General features: G+C 45.3%; 4 protein-coding genes. 1 reads left to right on the top strand and 3 read right to left on the bottom strand.

What is annotated here, in order from left to right; genetic code table 11:
• Positions 1–7: 7 nt before the first annotated feature.
• Positions 8–460, bottom strand: coding sequence for a hypothetical protein (locus tag VVR41_RS10585; protein WP_035104384.1), 453 nt, complete (start codon positions 458–460; stop codon positions 8–10).
• Positions 445–2,085, bottom strand: coding sequence for an LGFP repeat-containing protein (locus tag VVR41_RS10580; protein ID WP_368524739.1), 1,641 nt, complete (start codon positions 2,083–2,085; stop codon positions 445–447). Before VVR41_RS10580 ends, VVR41_RS10585 begins: the two co-directional genes overlap by 16 nt.
• 340 nt (positions 2,086–2,425) lie before the next feature.
• Here VVR41_RS10580 and VVR41_RS10575 point away from each other — a divergent pair, with 340 nt between their 5' ends.
• Positions 2,426–2,857: a hypothetical protein gene (locus tag VVR41_RS10575; RefSeq protein ID WP_368524738.1), complete on the top strand. Its 432-nt coding sequence runs from the start codon at positions 2,426–2,428 to the stop codon at positions 2,855–2,857.
• A gap of 125 nt (positions 2,858–2,982) precedes the next feature.
• Here VVR41_RS10575 and VVR41_RS10570 read toward each other — a convergent pair whose 3' ends face one another.
• The gene (locus VVR41_RS10570; RefSeq protein WP_368524737.1) at positions 2,983–3,468 is read right to left on the bottom strand and encodes a hypothetical protein; all 486 of its coding nucleotides are present in this window, start codon (positions 3,466–3,468) and stop codon (positions 2,983–2,985) included.
• Between the last annotated feature and the right edge of the window lie 71 nt (positions 3,469–3,539).

Below are 3,539 nucleotides of genomic sequence, written 5' to 3'. Positions count from 1 at the left end.
AAATCCTTTAATCCTGCATCCATATTTGATTCGAAGCATCATTAAAATCGAGCAAGTCGTTCCATGTAGAAGGAACGAAACTTTTCCTATCTGTTTTCAACCAAGTGATACGGTTTGGATCCTCAAAATCGAGTTCTTTAAGAAATGGTTCACCAGCAATTTCGTATGCCCATAAGTCGTGGACATTTTCATACTCAACCGAGTATTCTCGAAAAGTTCCCTCAGGGTGGAAGATGGCTTCAAACCCCACAAAGGCTGTACCGTTAGGTGTTTCTACTTTCAAAATAATGTATAAGAAGGTATTAATCCAAGCAGCGGCGCCATGGAACCTTGGCAATGATGTGGCGGCTTCACCCCTAAACTTATTTTCACTCAAAGCATCCTTATTAAGGATTTCCGCCAAACAAAATGCAGCAGTCTTTAAATCAAAATGACGCTCTGGGGTTACTGCCATTTCCATAAATCCAAAGTGGGAATATCTGTACTAAACCAGCTGGGGGCCTTGTCGCTCATTCCGTGAGTACCAGTATTGTGAACGGGATACATAGTAGTAATTCCGCGTGGCTCTGAAGCGTTTCCACGAGGTTTCGGCTCAACAATCGCACGGTATGTAAAAGATTCACCAGTGAGCCGGCAAACTGCTCCTACCGGATCAGAGCATTTGACTTGATAAACATCTTCTTCATATTTCATAGAAGGGCCCTGAACCTCTCGTACACAAGAGTTATTAAGCACGGTTTTTATAGACCACAAACTCCAAATGTTGTGTTTATGAACAATTTTGTCGTATCCCCATGGATATTTGTCCGTCGTGTTAAACCATCCACGTCGCAGGAGTATGGGCTCACCACACATATCCCTAGTCTCCAGAAGAAGTTCATCGGTGTAGTCATTGCCTCCAGCAGGTCCGCTGCCCTGTAGGGTAGGTGTATCTTGCTCGAGCCCTGCCCCAGGGAGGTACTCTGGGAAAAACTTTTCTAGCTGGAAACCATAAATTTTTCCTTTTTCAAAGGACTGCTGCTTCCACCCCTCTTGAAAATCTTGTGGATCTCCGGTGGGATACCCCTGATCTTCTCCGATTGCTTCTGCATACACCCACTGCAGTAGTACATCGCCTGTTATAGCGTGAGCGCCGAATTTGGGGTGCCAAACCATAATTCCTTTTTGGAAAAGGTTGTATCGCCCAATCCCGTCAGGTGTTTTTTCTTCGCTGCTGATAGGGAAACCTAAGGTACTCTTTTGGGCTCCCATGTCCTGCCATTTGTCATAGATTCGCCCCTGAATTCCTGCTTGTACTGCAGGAATGGAGTTTCGTGTGTAGATGTAGCCACCTTGGTATTTCTGCTTATACCAGCTATCTCCGAGAGCGATATCATTAGTCATTGGGTACCCGAAGTGCCCGCGTTCCCAACCATGCTTTGCCCACACGACGGTTGCAGGAATGCTAACAGTATGAGCACCTGTCTTTGGATGCCAATAGATAAACCCGTTGACGAATTCGGACCTTTTACCAATACCGTCAGGATTCGTTAGCTCGTTGCTTTTAGGAAACGTTAGAAAGCTTTTCGGTCCGCCAACGGAATCATAAAGTTCCCGGATTGCACCGCATACTTCAAAAGGAGAAGGCCAGTAAACTTTGCAACCTGGGGCAGAATTTAGGGTCGGATTGTCTTCTTCTTGCAGCTGTGCTTCTTTTGTTTCTGCAAGATCCGCCTCTTCTTTGGTGAAATCACCCGGTATTTCTTCCCTATCGCTACGCATTTCTCCAGGGCGTACAGTAGATTTAGGAGACTTCGTCGGAGTCCACTCGGAGACCTCTTCTGGTGAAAGTTCAGTTTCTACAATTTCAGACGAGGCCCCCTTAGTCCACTCTGGCAGTACTGGAGTGGGGTATTCATCTGACGTTTCCTTATTGTCGATTGCCTCTACGGTATTTTCACTAGGATCAGCAGGAAAAGTATCCTGTGACAGGGATGACGATAATGAATCAGAAAAAGATGATTGCGCGACTGCAGTACCGGGAGTGGTACTGATTAATAAGCTTGCTGAGACGAAAGCAAGTAGTTTGCGTGAGAGAGCTTTCATTGGCGGTCCTTAGATGAGAGTGAAACAAGGAGTTGTTCTACTAGGTCAGCTTATAGCTTGGTGGCAGGCTACGCTGGTTAAGCGAAAAAGTTCTCCTTTCTAATCTCGTCGGGTAACCATGAAAATAGCTAAAACCAGTCTTATAATCCTCACCTGCGCATTTACCGCACTGGGTGCTTCTCCTGCTGTACTCGTATTGTACAAGTGTCACCTGTCTCGGAGAGAATAAGAATCAGAGCACGATCCGAGAAACAAACCCCAGAGGATATTTTTCGGCTGTAAAATACGGTGAAATGGTGCAAGACAATATTTTGGCGCATTGAAATGTGGACTGTGGAACATGAATACTGAGTGGAGCGTATCAACTTTCGGGGGCTATATGAATTCTCTTTTGAAGAGATATTTCGCTGAAGAAAACCTAATTTCTCCTGGGGCTGTCGAGCTTAGAGCGGCTTGGAGAACGTCCCGGTTCGTCTACTGCGTATTTTCAGTAATGTCTACGCGAGGTCTTGCGTATCTTGGTATGGAATTGCCCCTAATACCGAGTACTGGGGGCGTCTCTTCGGAGGAAGATACTGCTGTAAAAGGTTGGGCGGATAAACTTGCTGGAGACCCATTTGCCGGGGACTTGGACTATGGATCAGGAGATAAAATCGAGTGGCTTGGGGAAGTCAGCAACAACGTTCCCCAGCATTTTATGGAATTGAGAAGGATGAAAGCAGACAGAAGAGTAGACGCAGAGCTTTACATTCCGCTAACGGGTCACGGCTAACCTTTTTCTTATGTCTTATCGGATCTATTTTGATGAAAATCATGACCACAAACAAAAGTGACCTTAACTAACTGATCTAGTTAAGGTCACTTCTCTTACATCATGATTTTACGATTTAACTACGCTCAAACCGTAAACGGACGTCCCTCGTACTCGCACTCATTACTCTTTTCCTGAAACGGAGCTAAAAGGTAGCGGCTTTTCCAAGGGCAAGGAACTCTCCACAGATAGTAATCATTACCTACATATCCGTCTTCCCGTAGCACTCCTTCTGTCTCAGGGCGGGGGCGTACAACTCCATTAAATTTTTCGGGGATAAGGGCTCTACGACCTACTGGATCCGTCCACTGAAAGTCATGTTCCCATCCTTCGTTAAAAGAACACCCATCAAAATAAACTAATACCTCACTCGGCGAACTGAGAGAATGGGGAGCATTCTCTATCGGAATTTCCTCGTACCAAATGTCATGGTCTACTTTTTTACCTTCTTCAATCCACTCGAGAATCTCTTGCTCATCAAAACTAGCACCTGCAAGAACCTGGATTGCTGTATCAGGCTTGTCTAGAAAGAAGCGTTTGACGTAGGCGAGATAAATATTAGATATTTGCATTAACCGAGCCCTATCTTTTAAAGGTTGCCAGGAATCTTACATTTAACGCGAGCCGGATTACTATAAGCCCT

Source organism: Corynebacterium sp. LK2510 (genome assembly GCF_040946405.1).
In the GTDB taxonomy this organism is placed as follows: Bacteria; Actinomycetota; Actinomycetes; order Mycobacteriales; family Mycobacteriaceae; genus Corynebacterium.
This window is presented reverse-complemented; position numbering and strand designations above follow the sequence as displayed.